The sequence below is a fragment of the Citrobacter sp. A316 genome (assembly GCF_002042945.1).
Taxonomy (GTDB): domain Bacteria; phylum Pseudomonadota; class Gammaproteobacteria; order Enterobacterales; family Enterobacteriaceae; genus Citrobacter; species Citrobacter portucalensis.
This window is the reverse complement of sequence record NZ_MVFZ01000004.1, coordinates 75693-94675: the sequence shown is the minus strand read 5'-3', so window position 1 is coordinate 94675 and position 18983 is coordinate 75693. Positions and strand designations below refer to the sequence as shown.

Annotated in this window: 19 protein-coding genes; 13 read left to right on the top strand and 6 right to left on the bottom strand. The window is 50.7% G+C overall.

Annotated features, from left to right (window positions below):
- Positions 1–137: 137 nt before the first annotated feature.
- A complete protein-coding gene (aqpZ, locus tag BZK41_RS06420; protein WP_139762579.1) occupies positions 138–833 on the bottom strand; it encodes an aquaporin Z in 696 nt (231 codons plus the stop codon).
- Between the two features lie 371 nt (positions 834–1204).
- On the opposite strand from aqpZ, the gene BZK41_RS06415 reads away from it, so the two are divergent.
- Positions 1205–2863, top strand: a complete 1659-nt coding sequence (locus tag BZK41_RS06415) for an ATP-dependent endonuclease (protein ID WP_003834292.1) — start codon at positions 1205–1207, stop codon at positions 2861–2863.
- Here the strand turns inward: BZK41_RS06415 and BZK41_RS06410 are convergent.
- Positions 2860–3810: a VirK/YbjX family protein gene (locus tag BZK41_RS06410; protein WP_079937584.1), complete on the bottom strand. Its 951-nt coding sequence runs from the start codon at positions 3808–3810 to the stop codon at positions 2860–2862. The two genes, BZK41_RS06415 and BZK41_RS06410, sit on opposite strands and share 4 nt — an antisense overlap.
- A 159-nt stretch (positions 3811–3969) precedes the next feature.
- Here BZK41_RS06410 and macA point away from each other — a divergent pair, with 159 nt between their 5' ends.
- Together macA and macB are read left to right on the top strand one after the other, a co-directional pair.
- Positions 3970–5085, top strand: coding sequence for a macrolide transporter subunit MacA (macA, locus tag BZK41_RS06405; protein WP_079937583.1), 1116 nt, complete (start codon positions 3970–3972; stop codon positions 5083–5085).
- Positions 5082–7028: a macrolide ABC transporter ATP-binding protein/permease MacB gene (gene macB / locus BZK41_RS06400; protein ID WP_079937582.1), complete on the top strand. Its 1947-nt coding sequence runs from the start codon at positions 5082–5084 to the stop codon at positions 7026–7028. The genes macA and macB overlap by 4 nt, the downstream gene beginning before the upstream one ends.
- A gap of 74 nt (positions 7029–7102) precedes the next feature.
- On the opposite strand, the gene cspD is transcribed toward macB, so the two are convergent.
- Positions 7103–7327, bottom strand: a complete 225-nt coding sequence (cspD, locus tag BZK41_RS06395) for a cold shock-like protein CspD (RefSeq protein WP_003036813.1) — start codon at positions 7325–7327, stop codon at positions 7103–7105.
- A gap of 323 nt (positions 7328–7650) precedes the next feature.
- On the opposite strand from cspD, the gene clpS reads away from it, so the two are divergent.
- Both clpS and clpA read left to right on the top strand, forming a co-directional pair.
- Complete coding sequence (clpS, locus tag BZK41_RS06390) at positions 7651–7971, top strand: ATP-dependent Clp protease adapter ClpS (protein ID WP_003036810.1); 321 nt, start codon at positions 7651–7653, stop codon at positions 7969–7971.
- A 30-nt stretch (positions 7972–8001) separates the two neighbouring features.
- Positions 8002–10278 (top strand): ATP-dependent Clp protease ATP-binding subunit ClpA, encoded by a 2277-nt coding sequence (gene clpA, locus BZK41_RS06385; RefSeq protein ID WP_003036804.1) that lies wholly within the window; start codon positions 8002–8004, stop codon positions 10276–10278.
- 181 nt (positions 10279–10459) lie between these two features.
- On the opposite strand, the gene BZK41_RS06380 is transcribed toward clpA, so the two are convergent.
- Together BZK41_RS06380 and BZK41_RS06375 are read right to left on the bottom strand one after the other, a co-directional pair.
- Positions 10460–11467: a tyrosine-type recombinase/integrase gene (locus BZK41_RS06380; RefSeq protein ID WP_079937581.1), complete on the bottom strand. Its 1008-nt coding sequence runs from the start codon at positions 11465–11467 to the stop codon at positions 10460–10462.
- Positions 11468–11612: 145 nt separating this feature from the next.
- Positions 11613–11912: a helix-turn-helix transcriptional regulator gene (locus BZK41_RS06375; RefSeq protein WP_079937580.1), complete on the bottom strand. Its 300-nt coding sequence runs from the start codon at positions 11910–11912 to the stop codon at positions 11613–11615.
- A gap of 116 nt (positions 11913–12028) precedes the next feature.
- Between BZK41_RS06375 and BZK41_RS06370 the strand changes: the two genes are divergently transcribed.
- Entirely contained in the window at positions 12029–12304 is a 276-nt protein-coding gene (locus tag BZK41_RS06370; RefSeq protein ID WP_000240614.1) for a regulatory phage cox family protein, read from the top strand.
- 22 nt (positions 12305–12326) lie between these two features.
- Positions 12327–12674: a hypothetical protein gene (locus tag BZK41_RS06365; protein ID WP_000379073.1), complete on the top strand. Its 348-nt coding sequence runs from the start codon at positions 12327–12329 to the stop codon at positions 12672–12674.
- A gap of 4 nt (positions 12675–12678) precedes the next feature.
- On the opposite strand, the gene BZK41_RS06360 is transcribed toward BZK41_RS06365, so the two are convergent.
- Positions 12679–13158 carry a hypothetical protein gene (locus tag BZK41_RS06360; protein WP_079937579.1) on the bottom strand — a complete coding sequence of 160 codons (480 nt, stop codon included), beginning with the start codon at positions 13156–13158 and terminating at the stop codon, positions 12679–12681.
- 138 nt (positions 13159–13296) lie between these two features.
- Between BZK41_RS06360 and BZK41_RS06355 the strand changes: the two genes are divergently transcribed.
- The 6 genes from BZK41_RS06355 to BZK41_RS06330 all read left to right on the top strand — a co-directional run bounded on the left by BZK41_RS06355 (position 13297) and on the right by BZK41_RS06330 (position 18950).
- Entirely contained in the window at positions 13297–13518 is a 222-nt protein-coding gene (locus tag BZK41_RS06355; RefSeq protein WP_000366435.1) for a phage filamentation protein Fil family protein, read from the top strand.
- A gap of 21 nt (positions 13519–13539) precedes the next feature.
- Complete coding sequence (locus tag BZK41_RS06350; protein ID WP_172313114.1) at positions 13540–13923, top strand: hypothetical protein; 384 nt, start codon at positions 13540–13542, stop codon at positions 13921–13923.
- A gap of 70 nt (positions 13924–13993) precedes the next feature.
- Complete coding sequence (locus tag BZK41_RS06345) at positions 13994–14977, top strand: DNA adenine methylase (protein WP_079937577.1); 984 nt, start codon at positions 13994–13996, stop codon at positions 14975–14977.
- Positions 14977–15180, top strand: a complete 204-nt coding sequence (locus BZK41_RS06340) for a hypothetical protein (protein ID WP_079937576.1) — start codon at positions 14977–14979, stop codon at positions 15178–15180. Before BZK41_RS06345 ends, BZK41_RS06340 begins: the two co-directional genes overlap by 1 nt.
- 1 nt (position 15181) lies before the next feature.
- Positions 15182–16192, top strand: a complete 1011-nt coding sequence (locus BZK41_RS06335; protein WP_079937575.1) for a phosphoadenosine phosphosulfate reductase family protein — start codon at positions 15182–15184, stop codon at positions 16190–16192.
- A 163-nt stretch (positions 16193–16355) separates the two neighbouring features.
- Positions 16356–18950, top strand: a complete 2595-nt coding sequence (locus BZK41_RS06330; RefSeq protein WP_079937574.1) for a replication endonuclease — start codon at positions 16356–16358, stop codon at positions 18948–18950.
- Positions 18951–18983 lie beyond the last annotated feature (33 nt).

The following is an 18983-nucleotide window of genomic DNA, read 5'->3' as shown; positions in this document are numbered from 1 at the left end:
CAGATCCTTGCTGAGAAGTAAGACGAAATGCGCCAGCACACACTACTCAATGCAAAGAAGGGAGTAAAGTTGCAAATAAAAGGAAATATAGCGAGGAAAAAAAAGACCTTACTTTCGCCAGGTCTTTTTGTAATCGATTAATCGCGTTTTTCCAGCAGGGTGCGGTAAATAAGACCGCCGAGTACCCCACCGATGATCGGCATAACCCAGAAGAACCACAATTGTTGCAATGCCCAGCCGCCCTGGAAGATGGCGACTGCGGTACTACGCGCCGGGTTTACGGAAGTGTTGGTGACCGGAATACTGATCAAGTGGATCAGCGTTAATGCCAGACCTATTGCGATAGGTGCAAAACCTGCCGGAGCATGTTTATCGGTCGCGCCGTGGATCACTAATAAGAAACCTGCGGTCAGAATAATTTCAATGACGACGGCAGAAAGCATGGAATAACCGCCTGGTGAATGTTCACCAAAACCGTTCGAAGCAAAACCACTGGCCGCTGCATCAAAACCTGCTTTACCGCTGGCAATAAGATACAGTGCCGCTGCTGCAACAATACCGCCCACAACCTGAGCAATAACGTAACCAATAACGTCTTTTGCCGGGAAGCGACCGCCAGCCCATAAACCGAAGGTTACCGCTGGGTTAAAGTGTCCACCGGAAATATGACCTACGGCGAATGCCATGGTCAGTACCGTCAGACCAAACGCCAGGGCCACACCGGCAAATCCAATACCCAACTCCGGGAATGCTGCGGCCAGTATTGCGCTACCGCACCCACCAAAGACGAGCCAAAACGTACCGAAGAATTCGGCTGCTAATTTCCTGAACATAACCACCTCAATTAAAAGTTCCGGGTTCGTGTTCCTTGCCCGGTAATTCATCGCTAAAAGGGACGATGATGAAAGAGCGGGTATTTTAGAAAAAAATCTCATCCCTTCGCCAGTTAAATTGATGAAAAAATTTGATTTAAGGCAATATGTCGTTATTCCTTTATGAATATTGGATGAATGAAGCATAGTTCAATTAGGAGAAGGTGATGATTGAGTTCTGAAATAATATTCCGGGGAAAACATAAGAAGAATATTCTTATATTTTTCAATTTCTGCGACTAACCTCCTGATCATACCGGGTGTCCTGAGCGCCCGCTTGCCGTTATACTCCTGATAACTTGAAGGAAAAAGTTAGCATTTCCGGAGGCTATATGATTCTCGAACGCGTTGAGATTGTTGGATTTCGTGGTATTAACCGTCTGTCGTTGATGCTGGAGCAGAGCAACGTGCTGATTGGGGAGAACGCGTGGGGTAAATCCAGTCTGCTGGATGCTTTAACCCTGCTGCTGTCGCCGGAGTCAGACTTGTACCATTTTGTCCGCGAGGATTTCTGGTTCCCGCCGGGTGATATACAGGGCCGGGAACACCACCTGCACATTATCCTTACGTTTCGTGAATCCCAGCCGGGTCGTCACCGGGTACGTCGCTATCGTCCTCTGGAAGCCAGCTGGACGCCGTGTCAGGATGGCTATCACCGCATTTTTTATCGTCTGGAAGGCGAGTGTGCGGATGACGGTAGCGTTCTGACCTTGCGCAGTTTTCTTGACGGCGACGGCCATCCATTACCTCTCGATGACATTAACGATCAGGCGCGGCATCTTGTGCGCCTGATGCCGGTACTGCGTCTGCGTGACGCGCGATTTATGCGACGGATCCGCAATGGTACCGTGCCGGATTCGGCAGATGTCGAAGTCACCGCCCGCCAACTGGATTTTCTGGCGCGTGAGCTGGCTACCCGGCCGCAAAACCTGACCGACGGGCAGATCCGCCAGGGGTTATCGGCCATGGTCCAGTTGTTGGAGCACTATTTTTCCGAGCAAGGGGCTGGCCAGTCCCGCTACCGTCTGATGCGTCGTCGCTCCAATAACGAACAACGGAGCTGGCGCTATCTGGACATTATTAACCGCATGATTGATAAACCCGGCGGACGCACGCACCGCGTGATCCTGTTGGGCCTGTTTTCGACCTTGTTGCAGGCCAAAGGCACACTTAGGCTGGATAAAGACGCCCGACCTTTATTGCTGGTGGAAGATCCGGAAACGCGTTTACATCCCATCATGCTGTCGGTGGCCTGGCATTTGTTGAATTTACTACCTCTGCAGCGAGTGGCGACCACCAATTCCGGTGAGCTGCTGTCCCTTACGCCTGTTGAACATGTTGTTCGTCTGGTACGTGAATCATCCCGCGTCGCTGCCTGGCGGCTTGGGCCGGGTGGGATCAGTGCAGAAGATGGTCGGCGTATTGCCTTTCATATTCGTTTTAATCGTGCATCGTCATTGTTTGCCCGCTGCTGGCTGCTGGTGGAAGGTGAAACGGAAACCTGGGTTATTAACGAACTGGCCCGCCAGTGCGGGCACCACTTTGATGCAGAAGGGATTAAGGTAATTGAATTTGCCCAGTCCGGTCTTAAGCCGCTGGTTAAATTCGCCCGCCGGATGGGGATAGAGTGGCATGTGCTGGTCGATGGCGATGAAGCCGGTAAAAAGTATGCGGCTACGGTACGTAGCTTATTGAATGACGACAGAGAGGAAGAACGTGAGCATTTGACCATGCTCCCCGCGCTGGATATGGAACACTTTATGTATCGCCAGGGGTTTGCTGACGTCTTTCACCGGGTGGCGCAAATCCCGGAGAATGTGCCCATGAATATGCGCAAAATAATCTCCAAGGCGATACATCGTTCGTCAAAACCGGATTTGGCCATTGAGGTGGCGATGGAAGCCGGGCGACGGGGCGTTGATGCGGTGCCAACGCTGCTGCGAAAAATGTTTTCCCGCGTGCTGTGGCTGGCACGCGGCAGAGCGGATTAGTGGCGAAACATCAACGACAGCTGTGAATGGATGCTGTCCAGTAGCTGATAGCGACGGCGGTATTCTGCGCGTTTTTTGCTGGCAATATCCGTCTCGCTTTTTCGCGCCAGCGTGCGCGGAATATGATAGTACCCGTGGCTGTCGCATTCGCCGCCAACCGACTCCCAAAAGGTGTTGTAGTCGGAAAGGATTACCTTGTTTTTATCGTCGTAGCGCGGGCTGCGAAAAATATGCTGTTCATTACTTACAGCCAGAATTTGTTCGATATTTAATTGTTCCGCAAAACAGCAAATGGCTTCCATCACAATACGTTTTGGGAAAATCCCATGGCATGATTTGGTCGCTTTTTGAATTTCTTCATGTGGCAGTAATCGGCTGCCTCCCTGTAACCCGCCAATAAACAGCGTACTGCTCCCTTCATAATTGCACAGTGTAAACGTCATTTCCGCTAAAGTCTCGCCAGCGCAATTGCATACCAGAATGGTGCTTTCACCTTCTTTATCCAGTATGATGAATGAAGTCATTATTACGCTAAATACTTCGCTATTTTTTCCCTCAATTTGTGCAAGTTGTAATCCATCTTCACTTAAATAATCCTTAAATTCAGTGGCTGAAAAAAAGCTGCGGATAGCATTGTAATGATAACGCACTGCATCCAGTTTCGTTTTGTGGTCAAGGTTTTTCGCGAGATAGGCGCGATGCAAACGAACCGGCAATCGCGGCTGGCGTGCAAGTATGCTATCCAGGTCAGGCCATTGCGCCAACTCGGTCATCCATTCACGCGTTAATCGCGGTATAAGCGCTGAGCGCAACAAAAACTTACGACGAAAGCTACGCTGATGCCAAAATTGCCCGGGGCGCCAATGTCCGGTCATCAGGCTACAAAAGAGGCTAAAACTTGTGACTGGTTTTGAAGAATGAAAAGTGCTTTCAGTTAGCTGGCTCATAATATAAATCCGATTGATACTCTTGTACTAATTTCAGCACAGCGGATCTTAACCATTCATCAATAACTCTGTTATTCTTGCGCTTTTCAACGGTGATTTATTTAACGTTGATGTTTAGCACTCCACTCTGGTGGACGTATTGGGGGAATTGGGACATTTATGAAGCTCAAGGGAAAAATCAAAAAACGCTATTTTCTGTTCGCCATCATCCTTATTGTGGCGGTAATTGCACTTTGGCGAACGCTTAATGCGCCTTTACCCCAGTATCAAACATTAATTGTTCGTCCTGGCGATCTGCAGCAAAGCGTACTGGCCACCGGGAAACTGGATGCGCTGCGTAAAGTTGACGTTGGGGCGCAGGTCAGCGGGCAGTTAAAAACGCTGTCGGTCGCGATTGGCGATAAAGTAAAAAAAGATCAGTTACTCGGCGTTATCGATCCTGAACAGGCGCAAAACCAAATCAAAGAGGTTGAAGCGACGCTAATGGAATTGCGTGCCCAGCGTTTACAAGCCGAAGCTGAGTGGAAGCTGGCGCGGGTCACGCTTTCCCGCCAGCAGAAGCTGGCGAAAACCCAGGCCGTTTCACAGCAGGATCTCGACACGGCGGCCACCGAGATGGCGGTCAAACAGGCGCAAATTGGCACAATTGACGCGCAAATTAAACGTAATCAGGCTTCTCTCGATACGGCAAAAACCAACCTTGATTACACCCGCATCGTTGCGCCAATGGCTGGTGAAGTAACGCAAATTACTACCCTGCAAGGGCAAACCGTTATTGCCGCCCAGCAGGCACCTAATATTCTGACCCTGGCGGATATGAGCACTATGCTGGTAAAAGCGCAGGTTTCCGAGGCCGATGTAATTCACCTGCACCCTGGGCAAAAAGCCTGGTTTACCGTACTGGGGGATCCGCAGACGCGTTATGAAGGTAAGCTCAAAGATGTTCTTCCGACGCCAGAGAAAGTGAATGATGCGATTTTCTACTATGCCCGCTTCGAAGTTCCCAATCCGAAAGGGATCCTGCGTCTGGATATGACCGCGCAGGTCCATATCCAGCTCACTGATGTCAAAAATGTCCTGACTATCCCGCTGTCGGCACTGGGTGATCCTATTGGCAACAACCGTTATAACGTCAGGCTGCTGCGTAACGGCGAAACCCGCGAACGTGAAGTGGTTATCGGCGCGCGTAATGACACCGATGTGGAGATCGTGAAAGGACTGGAAGAGGGGGATGAAGTCATTACCGGTGAGGGCAACGCTGGAGCTGCAAAATGACGGCATTGCTTGAACTGAGCCATATCCGCCGTAGTTATCCGTCAGGCGAAGGCCAGGTTGAGGTGTTGAAGGACGTATCCTTGAGCATTCAGGCCGGGGAAATGGTGGCGATTGTCGGGGCATCTGGATCGGGTAAATCGACGCTGATGAACATTCTCGGCTGTCTGGATAAGCCAACCAGCGGGACGTATCGCGTTGCCGGACGTGATGTCTCCACGCTGGATAGCGATGCGCTGGCGCAGCTGCGTCGCGAGCATTTTGGTTTTATCTTCCAGCGCTATCATTTGCTGTCGCATTTAACCGCCGCACAAAACGTTGAGGTACCGGCGGTCTACGCTGGCAGTGAACGTAAGCAGCGCCTGGCGCGTGCGCAGGAATTACTCCAGCGGCTGGGGTTGGGTGATCGGGTTGACTATCAACCCTCCCAGCTTTCCGGTGGTCAGCAGCAGCGGGTCAGTATTGCGCGTGCGCTGATGAACGGGGGGCAGGTTATTCTTGCCGATGAACCCACCGGTGCACTGGATAGCCATTCCGGCGAAGAGGTAATGGCCATTTTGCATCAACTGCGCGATCGCGGGCATACGGTAATTATCGTTACTCACGACAGTCAGGTCGCCGCGCAGGCCGAGCGGGTCATTGAAATTCGTGACGGTGAGATTGTGCGCAATCCTCCGCCACAGAAACCCTCTGGCGGACGCGATATCGCGGAGCCAACGGTGAAAACGGCATCCGGCTGGAGCCAGTTTGTCAGCGGTTTTCGTGAAGCGCTTACCATGGCCTGGCTGGCAATGGCCGCGAATAAAATGCGAACGCTACTGACCATGCTCGGGATCATCATCGGTATTGCTTCGGTGGTGTCGATCGTGGTGGTAGGCGATGCGGCTAAACAATTGGTACTGGCAGATATTCGCGCTATTGGTACTAACACCATTGATATCTATCCAGGCAAAGATTTCGGCGACGACGATCCGCAATATCAACAGGCGTTGAAGTATGACGATTTGACGGCGCTTCAGAAGCAGCCCTGGGTCAGTTCGGTGACACCTGCGGTGTCGAAGAACCTGCGGTTACGCTATGGCAATATCGACGTTGCTGCCAGTGCTAATGGCGTTAGCGGCGACTATTTTAACGTCTATGGCATGACATTCAGCGAAGGGACCACCTTTAACGCCGAGCAACTGGCGGGGCGCGCTCAGGTGGTGGTGCTCGACAGTAATACCCGGCGTCAGTTGTTCCCCAACAAAGCGAAAGTTGTCGGCGAGGTCGTGCTGGTGGGGAATATGCCTGCCACGGTGATTGGTGTTGCAGAAGAGAAACAGTCGATGTTTGGCAGTAGCAAGATCCTGCGGGTCTGGTTGCCTTATAGCACTATGTCCGGACGAATCATGGGACAGTCGTGGCTGAACTCGATCACCGTGCGAGTGAAGGATGGTTTTGACAGTGCCCAGGCCGAACAGCAACTGACCCGACTGTTGACGTTGCGCCACGGTAAGAAGGATTTCTTCACCTGGAATATGGACGGTATCTTGAAAACCGCCGAAAAGACCACACGTACATTACAACTCTTCCTGACGCTGGTGGCGGTGATTTCGCTGGTGGTCGGTGGGATTGGCGTGATGAATATTATGCTGGTTTCAGTAACCGAACGAACGCGTGAGATTGGCATTCGTATGGCGGTTGGCGCTCGCGCCAGTGACGTGCTGCAACAGTTCTTAATTGAAGCGGTGTTAGTGTGTCTGGTTGGCGGCGCGTTGGGCATTAGCCTGTCGATGCTGATCGCCTTTACGCTACAGTTATTCCTGCCGGGCTGGGAAATTGGATTCTCACCCGTCGCGTTGTTGACGGCGTTTCTGTGTTCAACGGCAACCGGGGTGTTGTTTGGCTGGCTACCGGCGCGGAATGCGGCACGTCTGGACCCAGTAGATGCTTTGGCGCGGGAATAATGCCACAGAGATAAAAATGCCAGCCGCAAGGGCTGGCATTTTGACTGCGGGATGTACACAATGAGACAGAAGAGCTATGCGACAGCTTCTGCTTCAATGACAGGCACGATGACACTGGCATGATTGCCTTTTGGCCCCTGGTGGACATCAAACTGGACAGACTGTCCGGCTTTTAGCGTTCTGTAACCATCCATCTGAATGGTGGAATAATGGGCGAAAATATCTTCGCCGCCGCCTTCGGGGCAAATGAAACCAAACCCTTTGGCGTTGTTGAACCACTTAACAGTACCCGTTTCCATACTTCGACATCCTTCGTAAATCTTATATAAGTAAGATGGAATGAACCGGTGGCGGAGTGGGGGCTGTTCAAAACCTCGCCAACTCTCGAAACTACAATTTAGAGAAATCAGGCGAGGCGTCAAGCGCCAGACAGACGGAATAGGGTAAAAATGCATCAAAATTTGAAGCAGTTAACGCTATTGTCGGTTATGTGACAGATGTCGCGGATGGCACTAATAGATGATAGTTATCTAATACTTGAGGTAGATTGATTGTGCGCATAGGCTGCTTGTCAGCGGCAAGATTTTCTGCCGGAAACCGTAACTGAAGATGACGACTGACAATGGGTAAGACGAACGACTGGCTGGATTTCGATCTGCTGGCGGAAGATAAATTGCGCGACGCGCTAAAACCGCCATCTATGTATAAAGTGATATTAGTCAATGATGATTACACTCCGATGGAGTTTGTTATTGACGTGTTACAAAAATTCTTTTCTTATGATGTAGAACGTGCAACGCAACTGATGCTTGCAGTTCACTATCAAGGTAAAGCTATCTGCGGTGTGTTCACTGCCGAAGTGGCTGAAACCAAAGTGGCGATGGTGAACAAATATGCGAGGGAGAACGAGCATCCGTTGCTGTGTACGCTGGAAAAAGCCTGAATGCAGGCATAAACATTGGGGGAGGTGCCTATGCTCAATCAAGAACTGGAACTCAGTTTAAACATGGCTTTCGCCAGAGCGCGCGAGCACCGACATGAGTTTATGACCGTCGAGCACTTGTTACTGGCGTTGCTCAGTAACCCATCGGCCCGCGAAGCGCTGGAAGCGTGTTCTGTGGATCTGGTGGCGCTCCGTCAGGAACTCGAAGCCTTCATTGAACAGACCACACCTGTATTGCCTGCCAGTGAGGAAGAACGCGACACGCAGCCAACGTTGAGTTTTCAGCGTGTACTGCAACGCGCGGTCTTTCATGTTCAGTCCTCCGGGCGCAATGAAGTTACCGGCGCAAATGTGCTGGTCGCTATCTTCAGCGAGCAGGAATCTCAGGCGGCTTATCTGCTGCGTAAGCATGAAGTAAGTCGTCTTGATGTGGTGAATTTTATTTCTCATGGCACGCGCAAAGACGAACCCAGCCAGTCTTCTGACTCTGGGAATCAGCCAAATAACGAAGAGCAAGCTGGCGGGGAGGACCGTATGGAGAACTTCACGACTAACCTTAACCAGCTTGCCCGAGTGGGCGGAATTGATCCGCTCATTGGCCGGGACAAAGAGCTGGAGCGCGCCATTCAGGTACTGTGCCGTCGCAGAAAAAACAACCCGCTGCTGGTGGGAGAGTCTGGTGTCGGTAAAACCGCCATTGCCGAAGGGCTCGCCTGGCGTATCGTCCAGGGTGATGTGCCTGAAATCATGGCTGATTGTACCCTTTACTCCCTGGATATTGGCTCGCTGCTGGCAGGCACCAAATATCGCGGCGATTTTGAAAAACGTTTTAAGGCGCTGTTGAAACAGCTGGAACAGGATACTAACAGCATTCTGTTTATCGATGAGATCCATACCATTATCGGTGCGGGTGCGGCATCGGGCGGCCAGGTGGATGCGGCTAACCTGATCAAACCGTTGCTCTCCAGCGGTAAGATCCGTGTGATAGGGTCCACAACCTATCAGGAATTCAGCAATATCTTTGAAAAGGATCGTGCCTTAGCGCGCCGTTTCCAGAAAATCGATGTCACTGAGCCATCGGTAGAAGAGACCGTGCAGATCATCAACGGTCTGAAGCCGAAATACGAAGCGCACCATGACGTCCGCTATACCGCCAAAGCGGTGCGTGCAGCGGTCGAACTGGCGGTGAAATACATTAACGATCGTCATCTGCCGGATAAAGCGATTGACGTGATTGATGAGGCGGGCGCGCGTGCGCGTCTGATGCCGGTCAGCAAGCGCAAGAAAACCGTCAACGTGGCGGATATCGAGTCCGTTGTGGCCCGCATTGCGCGGATCCCGGAGAAGAGCGTTTCGCAGAGCGATCGCGACACGCTGAAAAACCTGGGCAACCGTCTGAAAATGCTGGTATTCGGACAGGATAAAGCCATTGAGGCGCTGACTGAAGCGATCAAAATGAGCCGTGCCGGTCTGGGACACGAGCATAAACCGGTCGGTTCGTTCCTGTTTGCCGGACCAACTGGCGTCGGTAAGACCGAAGTCACGGTGCAGTTGTCCAAAGCACTCGGTATTGAACTGCTGCGTTTTGATATGTCCGAATATATGGAACGCCACACCGTTAGCCGCCTGATTGGTGCGCCTCCGGGGTATGTCGGTTTCGACCAGGGCGGTTTGCTGACTGATGCTGTTATTAAGCATCCGCATGCGGTACTGCTGCTGGATGAAATCGAAAAAGCACACCCGGATGTCTTTAACCTGCTGCTGCAGGTGATGGATAACGGCACGCTGACCGACAATAACGGGCGTAAAGCGGATTTCCGCAACGTGGTGCTGGTCATGACCACCAACGCCGGCGTACGTGAAACTGAGCGTAAATCGATTGGGTTGATTCATCAGGACAACAGTACTGATGCAATGGGCGAAATCAAAAAAGTGTTTACGCCGGAATTCCGTAACCGTCTCGACAACATTATCTGGTTCGATCATCTCTCTACCGAGGTGATTCATCAGGTTGTTGATAAGTTTATCGTCGAGCTTCAGGTACAGCTGGATCAGAAAGGTGTCTCTCTGGAAGTGAGTCAGGAAGCACGTGACTGGCTGGCAGAGAAAGGCTATGACCGCGCAATGGGCGCACGTCCAATGACGCGTGTTGTCCAGGATAACCTGAAAAAACCATTGGCTAACGAACTGCTGTTCGGTTCGCTTGTGGATGGCGGTCAGGTGACCGTTGCGCTGGATAAAGAGAAAAATGAGCTGACCTATGGTTTCCAGAGTGCGCAAAAGCACAAACCAGAAGCTGCACATTAATCTTCAACCACTTAATGAGCCGGGCGTAATGCCCGGTTTTTTTTCGCCTGATTTTCGGAAAGGTAAAAAACAGGCAAAAAATAAGCCTGCGTAAGGGCGTTTTTCAGGGTAGGTAACATGGGCTTTCAGCGGTGCAATGCGGGTTTGCGCGGCACGCAAGACCACTGAAAGCCATAATAAACTACCCTACTGTGGACACAGTGTGGACACTCTGGGAGTCAATACCACCACGTAGCGGATTGAGTGAAACAGCATCCTGAAGATACTCCGGTGCAAAGTGCGCATAGACCATTGTCTGCTCTATCCGTGAATGTCCCAGTATTCTCTGCAAGGTGATGATACTCCCGCCGTTAATCATAAAGTGGGTAGCAAAACTGTGACGCAATGCGTGAGTTGCTTGCCCGTCCGGTAGATCTGGTTTTACATCTTTCATTGTTCGCCTGAACTTCGGGTATGAGGCATCAGGGAACAGATAACCCTTACCCGCAATCATTACAGCTACTTCCTCAGAGATAGGGACAGTACGCGGTTTGTTCGTCTTTGTTTTAACGAACGTAACCCGATTCTGTATTACGTTCTCAGCTTTCAGTTTCGCAGCTTCACCCCATCGAGCGCCGGTACTTAAACAGAGAATCGCGATTTTCTTGTTGTCCCCGTCAAGATTGGCAAGCAACAATGTTATTTCTTCCTGCGTCAGATAGCCTGTTTCTGGTTTCTGCTCCTTGAGCTTTTTCATCCCTCTGAAAGGGTGTTCGCCAAAAAACAACTCCGCATCAATTAGCGCAGTAAACATACCACTCAGGCAGGTAAGGTCGCGGTTAATACTGGCCGGTTTTATGCCTTGCCCTCTGCGAGTCATGCTGTACTGGCTAATAAGCGCTTTGGTTATCTGGAACGCGCAAGGGTCATCAGTGATCCGGGTAAAGATTTCAATCTTACCCAAATTGGATTTTCCGTGTTCTTCATGCTTGCCTTTCAGATCCCACCAGACTTTTGTTAATTCAGACAGATGCCGCTTATCTGTCGGTTTAGCCAGCCATTCTTTATCGTGATGGTTGTATTGAGTGTGTTTCTCAAAAGCTACAGCCTCACTTTTCTTGTCAAATTTCCTGCGGATGCGCTTTCCGTTGCGCCCTGCAGGTCTGATGTCCACTTCATAACGACCATCATCGAGTTTCTTAATTGTCATAAGACCCCCAAATGAATGGTGCTAGGTTGTGTTTTCTTTGCTGCTGTTAATTTTCCCTTGCGCTTAGATTTCACAAACTTGTTGTGCTTGTTGTATTTGGCAACAAGTAAACAAATTTTGTAATAAAGATGCGCCTGGTGAATGGTTAACCAATCTTTTGGTCTGAGTGCTGCGATGTTGTTACATCTTGCCCAAAGTGTGCGAGGGCCGGTGCTATCTGACCGGCTTCGGGAGCAACCTGATCGGTCATAAACCACAACGTGTATTTGCTGAACTGGGGCATTTGCAAAATCCTCATCATTACGTCCGTGGGTGGTGTAGAACGACCACTTTCGTAATAACTTAAAGTGCCATAGGGAATGCCTGTTAAATCAGCTAGTTGCTGTCTGCTGAGATACTCAGACTTTCTGATGAGTACAATTTTCTCGTTTAAGGTGTTTGACATAGTGTTTAGATCTCAATACTATTTGATTTAGATGTAGACTGTTTGATGTTTAGAAATGAACATCAAAGGCAACTATAAGCCATTGGTGACGATTCTTAAACTTGTGAGGGCCTTAAATGGTTAAACAGATCGCGTTAAGCACAGATGCCGTCCCATATCAGGAGTTCGCAAAACTCATTGGTAAAACACCGGCAGCGGTGAAGGGGATGATTGAAAAAGGAAAGCTACCCGTAGTTGAGATGACCGATCCGCAATCAACTTCCGGGCGGGCAGGTGAGTACTGGGTCTACCTCCCAGCCTGGAACAACGGAATGAAAATGGCGTATGAGAGCCGCCCGAAGGAAATTAGGGAAGGGTGGTTAATGTGGTTGGGTCTGGGCAATCCATCATAAGCAACTTACAGGGCTGAATAAAATGGACACGGCAAAAATCTTTAAGCTCTCAGATAGTCATACAGCGTTATCAAATGTATTTATACGGATTAAGGACAAAAGAACGCCTTGCGGTAATTACTTTTTCCGTTTGGATAAGTTGGACTGCGTTTCTTTAGCAGATAATTCAGGGCTAACACCGTTAATTGAGGTTACTGGTGGGTATGTTGAACCCAGCGTCACTTATGAGCAGTTCATGAGTTTTCTTTTTCAGGTATTTGATGACGTATCAAACGGTGATAACAGCATCAGAATTTATGAGTTGATGGTTGATGAAGAAACCGTGCGAGATGTTCCACCTCGCACAAGAAAAACGATAACGCCGCAGTGATGGATTATTTGAACCATTTACTGGATGGGTGAATGTCACCAATGTGGTGCGTTTCCTCGAAAGATTTTGAGAAGTGCATACCGGGGATAGTGACATCGGCTTGATCCAGAATAGGAGCGTCGATAATGGCATTAATAAAAAACTGGGCACTTTGCTTTGCTAATTCTAATGAGTCAAAGCCATTACCTGAACTTTCGGTAACTTTAGACAGTTGTCCATTTTTTGAGATAAATAATTCCCAGCCCCATAGCGATTCATGCTGTTTTAAAGAAATAACTACAGATGGACAGTTTTCTGTATCGCCAGAATTAATATCGTCACCAGCCTTAATAAAAATTGGCGATTCCATAAGGCCTACAAAGTTCTCAAGGTCATCAATGGCTTTAGGTCTTGTTTCAAATAGTTGACTTTCAAAGAGGGGGGAACCATCGGAAAGTACCCAGTGTGATCCGTGGTCTTTTTTAAAAAACACATTGAATTTCATTACAACTCCTTCTGTGTTGGTGATTGTTATGCCTGATTCACTGCTCAAAGTTACACAGGCATAGCGATGTTATCACAGGAAACACGCGCCGGGCGTGGGGTTATATCCCGGCATCTTTTCAATATGACGGAGATCAACATGGACTTAACACAGTGCCCTTCACTCGCCAGCCTGCTCACCCACGGCCAGCAGATCACCCACCGTCAGCATCAACGCGGCTGGATTGAAACCCCGGACGGGCGGTTCTTCCAGCCTAAAGCGGCAGATGTTCAATTTGTTAAAAACTGCCGTGTACCGTTTATGTCGCGCCCGCGTAATAAGCGCCGCTGGTTTTCCCGCTTAATGGGCATCTTTGCGTAGTTCGGGGATGTGGTTATGTTGATGGATAAGACAGGACAACAGCCAGGCCGCCGCCAGTTCTTAGAGCAACGGGCGCGGCTGCAAGCCAGTTTGAACGCCTCACGCGTGAATGACACTGCAACCCGTTTTAACCGCCTGGATGATGCCTGCAAAAAGGTGATTTTCATCCTGGCAAACGATGCGTCCAGATACATAGCCGGAATGCCGAAGCTGACCGCCAAGCAGTTGGGTTGCACTTACGAAAATCTAACCGAAAAGGAGCAAACGTGCCTTTTGATGGGCATTAAGCGCCTTTCCGAACTTGCAGCATCAATGCCGTGGGAATTTGAGGACTACGCCGCACCACGCGCCGAAATTCAGGCGATACGCGACAAACCACCCGCGCCAGATAACGCAGTCAATTAACAACTAACTACCCATAAAAAAGAAACAGGCGCTAACGCGTCGGGCTTCTTGCACCCTGGAGAAAGTAAAAATGATTCGATCTCTCGTTAAATGGCCCGGTGGTAAAGGCCGCGTTATGCCTGATTTGCTGCCGATTCTGCCGAAAGCCGATTGCCTGGTGGAACCGTTTGTCGGCGGTGCTTCTGTTTTCCTCAATACTGAATATCGCCGTTATATCCTGGGTGATATCAACCCAGATTTAATTAACCTGTATCGCCAGATAACCCGCTGGCCTGATGCGGTGATCGACGCTGCTCGCCCGCTGTTTAAAGTGTACGGCGATAAAGACGGCTATAAGTGGATCCGCGATGATTTCAACGCTCGCGCCCATGACCTTCTGTCATCGTGCAATGTGTTTGAGGATGGACCGGACACGGGCAAGATTCTTCGTGCAGCACAATTTCTTTACCTGAACCGTCACGGATATAACGGCGTAGTACGCTACAACCAACAGGGTGGATATAACGTTCCCTTTGGTAGACACAAAACCCCGCCTTACTTCCCGGAAGAACAGATCCGTTTATTCTCTGAAAAAGCTAATGACACGAAAGCCATTTTCGTGTGCTGCGATTTCCAGAGTACGTTAAAAATCATGATTGGTAGTGACGCGGTTATCTACTGCGATCCGCCATACCTGCCAGCAAGCGACACCGCTAATTTCACCCAATACCACACCGCCCCGTTTGGCATTAAAGAGCATCGCCAGTTATCTGCAGCCCTGCTGGATATTAACCGCCTTACTGGTTCGCCGGTGATCCTGTCCAATAGCGACACCCCAGCCACCCGCGAGATTTATCGCGCTTTCAACTTCCAGGAAATCAGCGTTAACCGTTCTGTCAGTGCGAACGCCATTACCAGAGGGGCCGCCAGTGAAGTGATTGGCGTCCTGAAAGTGTGTAGCGGCTGCGGTCGTGCCGGTGGTGGCTGTTGTCCTGACTGCGGCCCGGTAATGGGGAACGCGACCTACAACGAAATGCTGGCATCTGCTGCGGCCAATGGCGTGGAGGCTTTTTAATGGCAACCCGTATCGATGCAACCCAATCCGAATTTACCCGCGGTGCGCTGGCTGCGCTTAACGAAGCTAAAACTATTGCGCTTGCCCATGCGACGTTAGCGGGCGTTCTGGCTGGGCCTGACGTGGCTAATACATTGCTGATTTCTTTCAATACGTTATTAGACCCGCTAATCGAAAAGCATTCGCGCAAAGAGGAGGCATAACATGCAGGCCATCAATCCTCTTTGTTTTGCTGCCGATTCTATCAACGTAGGGTCAATTTCCGGTGGGAAAGACTCAACGGCGACATGGTTATGGGCCATTGAGCACGACATTCAGCCGCTTGCGGTGTTCGCTGACACTGGTCACGAACACCCAAAAACATTGGATTATCTGGACTATCTGGAAACGAAGTTTTACCCCATTCGCCGCATTAAAGCTGATTTCACAGCGCGGATTATGGCTAAGAGAGAGTTTGTAAAAAAAGTCTGGCCGACAACCCTTGTAGTTGAGTGCGGCATGACAGACAGCGAGGCTGACAGGGCAATAAAACGCGCGTTGGAATGCCTTGTTCCTACCGGTATTCCGTTTCTTGATCTTTGCCTATGGAAAGGGCGTTTCCCGTCATCACAACGCCGCTTTTGTACCACTGAGTTAAAGCACCTTCCCGTTCGGGATCAGGTGATATTCCCGTTACTGGATGAATATAGCGAGGTTATCAACTGGTTGGGGGTTCGTGCGCAGGAGTCACCGGAACGAGCACAACAGCCTGTCTGGGAAGAGGATGCAGGCGAAGTACGCGGGTTGAATGTCTATCGTCCGATCCATGCCTGGACACATGACGAAGTATTCGCAATTGCTCGTCGCCATGGCATCAAACCAAATCCTTTGTATCAGGAAGGTTTTTCACGCGTGGGCTGCTTTCCTTGCGTTCAATGCAACAAAAGCGAGCTGGGGAATGCCTTCCTGCGCCATCCAGAAGAGTTGAGCAGGGTTGCTGAATGGGAGCGTCTTGTTTCGGCATGCTCCCGCCGTGGTAATTCCACATTCTGTATTTCTACTCTCGATCCGGTCAGGGCTGAGAAAGACGGTAGCAAAGTGACAGTAGATAAATACGGCATCTTCTCTTATCAGGACTGGGCGTTAACCAGCAGGGGGGGGCGTCAGTTCGATCTGATTACCGCGATGACCGATATAACAGCATGTTCAAGCATTTATGCGGGGGTGTGTGAATGATCATACGTCCGAACGTTTACCGCATAAAAAAAATTGAACGCAGTTTCAATGGTCGTTTCTGGCTTGTCTATGTTGATGTTATCTGTTGTGGCTGTATTGCTCCAAAAGTCCTTATTTGTGATTCCGAGGCTAAAGCTAAGGGAGTCAAAGTAGGTGACGAAGTATGACGGATTTCGCCTGGCCCTGGAACGCTCCGCGCCAAGCTGTTGGCCTGTACACCTACGAACCGAAAAAAATCGCCCCGCTTGCCGGGGCGGTGGCGCATCATCCTGCCGTAAAAAAACACATCAATCACATCTTCAAACGCGCCGGTTACAACCCTGACGACGTTCGCGAACGTAACGCGCTGATCCAGGCGCTGGACAGGTACGAACCGTGCGGCCTGCCACTGGCCGCCAAACAAAATATCATTCGGCAGGAAATGGAAGCCGCCAAAGCTACGGCGGCAGCCTGGGCCAATACGCCGGAAGGTGTCGAAGCGCGTTTATTATCAGAGCCGTTCTTCATTCGTGAGGTCTGGCGTAAAAAAATTGAGTGGTTACGGGTCAACCGTGAAACCAGACACACCAATGATTTTCTTATGGGGACCGTGAAAAAATCATTGCTGCGTCTTGATGTTGTGCGCACAAGGCAAGGTGTTTCGCCTGATCTCACCGGCGAACTGGCCGCGTACTGGTTCGGGCGCTGGCAACGGCTGGCCGATTTCACCAAGCGGGAGGCATTAAGCGCCGCTAATGAGATCGCCAGCCGCATGGCTGAAATGCTGGGGACGGAATGCGAAGCCTTGGGACGGAATGTTTCAGACATGAACGTCGAAGAACTGGACTGGCTTTATTGCCACCTGGGCCGCGAAATGCTGGCGCTTCGCATTGTGCCGCCTGCATGGTATGCGCCGTGGGAACGCGAGCGCATATGCACAGCCATTTTGCGTATGGCTTCGCCTGACTGGTGGGGGCGCAAAATCTGGCGCCTGCGTTGTGACTGGCGCGAAAACCAGCTGCGTGCTGTTGGTGCGGTAAATAAAAAAGCGCATCCGTATATCAGCGCATCAAGCCTGATGGAATGGCAGGAACAGCGACGTAAAAACCGTAATTTCTTCAAAAGTCATGAACTGGTAGACGAAGACGGCAACGTTTCGTCGCTTGAGGACATGATTAACAAATCCACGTCTAACCCTGCAATTCGTCGTCATGAGCTTATGGCCCGTATGGCTGGCGTGGAGCTTGTCGCCCAGAGTCGTGGCGATGTTGGCATCTTCCTGACCATCACCTGCCCGTCGAAATATCACGGCAATATTGCGTCAGGCCACCATAACGCAAAATGGAACTACGACACGGTTGCACAGGCGCAACGCTATTTATGCCGTGTATGGAACCGGGCAACCGCCAAACTGAAACGCGAAGATTTGCGCCCTTATGGCTTCCGCGTCGCCGAACCGCATCACGATGGGACACCACACTGGCACGCGTTGCTATTTATGCCACAAGAGCAGGTTAAAGCCACGGTTGCGATCCTTCGCGCCTACTTCATTGCGGAAGACCGCGACGAGCTGGGCCGCAATACCGGTGCTCGTTTCAAGTCAAAAAAAATGGACCCACGGAAAGGGTCAGCAACGGCGTATATCGCCAAATACATTTCGAAGAATATCGACGGTCACGCGCTGGCCGGTGAACTGGACGACGAAAGCGGCAAGCCGCTGAATGAAACAGCCAAATATGCAATGGCATGGGCGTCACTTCACCGCATCCGCCAGTTTCAGCCCATCGGACAGCCGCCCATATCGGTTTACCGTGAGCTGCGCAAACTGAGCAATCAGATCACGACCCGCCAGAAAATTGACAATACCTTCAAGCGCGGTGCGCCGTTGCTTGTGGATCCTGCAATGGATGCGGTTTGCGCCGCTGCCGATGTCGGGTGCTTTGCTACCTATATCATCCGCCAGGGTGGTGTTTTGATCCCGCGTGAAAACTATGTCGTCCGTCTGGCCTATCAGCCAGCTGATGAAATGAATGCTTATTGTGAGATCCCCGAAAAGGTTTTCGGGGTCTGGTCGCCGCGTCTGGGTGATGCCTCCCGTATTTGCACCCGTCTGGTTAAGTGGAAAATCCGCGCCAAATCCAAAGCTACCACTGAGGCCAAAAACGGCCCTGGTTTGGGGGTTGACCTTTTGCCGTCGCCAACCGGCGACGCTTGGAGTTCTGTCAATAACTCTACGGAAGACGAAAAAATCACCGACTTTTCATCTGAAGACGAGGTAAGGACAGAAAATTCAGATGATGAAATATTCGATTTTGACAGCATGACCGATTCCCAGCGTCGCAAATTGTGGAAACGGCTTCGTCAAGCACCGCCGACACGTCGGAACGTCGATCCCCCATATCACCCAGGCAGTGATTTAGATGTAGCCTGGCAGGCTGCCGCACAGAAATTAGAGTCCAGACGTATGGCTGAGGATGCCCGGCGCACTGAGCTGGCCCCGGTAATCACCGAACTAATGCTAGAGGCGAATATTTACGGGCTGGAACTTAGCGAAGCGCTGGCAGCGTCTTTGCTGGCTGGGGCCAGCCTAAATGACGGGGAAAGGATTCATCGGGCTAATTCCTGTGGGGTGCTTATCACCCATCGACAACTAAGTGATTCTGAGAAAGTCGGCAGATTGTGGGAGCGACTGCGGAATAACCACGGCATTGATACTGAAAAGCTGCGGTTAGACCCGTTCGGGGAATATCAAAAATTGATTGAGGTGGTGAAGGGCTAACCGCAAACAGATGACATCAATCGCGAGGGGCGA